Annotated in this window: 2 protein-coding genes and 1 pseudogene; all 3 read left to right on the forward strand. The window is 41.8% G+C overall.

From position 1 onward, the window contains the following. Positions 1 to 102: 102 nt before the first annotated feature. Positions 103 to 453 (forward strand): IS66 family insertion sequence element accessory protein TnpB, encoded by a 351-nt coding sequence (gene tnpB, locus K6V43_RS11345; RefSeq protein WP_024405214.1) that lies wholly within the window; start codon positions 103 to 105, stop codon positions 451 to 453. A 50-nt stretch (positions 454 to 503) separates the two neighbouring features. Continuing rightward, complete coding sequence (locus K6V43_RS11350) at positions 504 to 710, forward strand: IS66 family transposase (RefSeq protein WP_105126552.1); 207 nt, start codon at positions 504 to 506, stop codon at positions 708 to 710. Beyond that, positions 664 to 1,350, forward strand: a pseudogene (locus K6V43_RS11355) (IS66-like element short variant transposase); the annotation flags it as partial. The gene K6V43_RS11350 and the pseudogene K6V43_RS11355, both read left to right, overlap by 47 nt.

Here is a 1,350-nt window from a genome sequence, read left to right on the forward strand (position 1 = left end):
ATGAGATCCTGATGAAGATTCGTCTCGAAAAAGTAGAACTCACTTTCTTTCACTCTATCAACCAAGAGATATTGGAAACAATCTTGGATAAGGTACTGTTCTATGACAATCCAACTCAGTGATTTAGGTCAAGTCTACTTGGTTTGCGGGAAAACAGATATGCGTCAAGGGATTGATTCTCTCGCCTACCTTGTCAAAAGTCAATTCAATCTGGATCCCTTTTCAGGTCAGGTCTATCTCTTCTGCGGAGGTCGAAAAGACCGGTTCAAAGCTCTTTACTGGGATGGACAGGGATTTTGGTTATTGTATAAACGTTTTGAAAATGGGAAATTGACCTGGCCAAACAATGAAGAGGAGGTTAAAGCCCTCACTTCCGAACAGGTGGACTGGCTCATGAAAGGTTTTTCTATCAGTCCAAAAATAAATGTTTCAAAAAGTCGTGATTTCTATTGAAATCATGGCTTTTCTTTGTGTATAATAAGACAAAAAGAAGGAGATTGGTTATGTCATCACTAGAAAAAATTATTGAAACACAGTCAAAAACGATAGAGATGATGGCTAATGAACTCACTCTCCTTCGTGAACAGGTTGAGTATCTGAGACAGAAACTCTACGGAAAATCATCAGAGAAGGTTGTGTATCAACCCGGTCAGCTGAGCTTGTTTGGGGAGGAAAGTCTCCCTGAAGAAGAAGCTGACTTACCCAGTTGAAACAGAAACGATTACTTATAAACGCAAGAAAACTAAAGGAGTTCGTCAGGCTATTTTTAGTCAGTTCACTCCAGAGATTGTTCATCACGAACTGCAGGGTGAAGACTGCACTTGTCCAGACTGTCATGGACAGTTGAAAGAGATTGGTTCTACTGTTCAACGACAAGAGTTGGTCTTTATTCCCGCACAATTAAAGCGGATTGACCATGTTCAACACGCATACAAGTGTCAGGCATGTAGTCAGAAGAATCTAAGCGATAAGATTATCAAGGCTCCCGTTCCTAAGGCACCTTTGGCACACAGCTTGGGTTCGGCTTCTATTATCGCCCATACTATTCATCAGAAGTTCAATCTTAAGGTGCCCAATTACCGTCAGGAAGAGGACTGGCATAAGCTTGGTCTGCCAATCAGTCGGAAGGAAATAGCCAACTGGCACATCAAGTCTAGTCAGTATTATTTCGAACCAATTTATGACCTGTTGCACGAGAAATTGTTGGAGCAGCCTATTCTTCATGCGGATGAGACCTCCTACAAGGTCTTAGAAAATGATAGTGAGTTAACCTTCTACTGGACCTTCTTGTCTGGTAAGCATGAGAAAAAGGGTATCACCCTCTATCATCACGACAAACGACGGAGTGGC

It is taken from the genome of Streptococcus suis (assembly GCF_019794615.1).
Classification (GTDB): Bacteria; Bacillota; Bacilli; order Lactobacillales; family Streptococcaceae; genus Streptococcus; species Streptococcus suis_AI.

Bases quoted from the DNA above. Each gene is read 5' to 3' on its own strand.
- tnpB (WP_024405214.1), top strand. From the start codon at position 103: ATGACAATCCAACTCAGTGATTTAGGTCAAGTCTACTTGGTTTGCGGG.
- K6V43_RS11350 (WP_105126552.1), top strand. From the start codon at position 504: ATGTCATCACTAGAAAAAATTATTGAAACACAGTCAAAAACGATAGAG.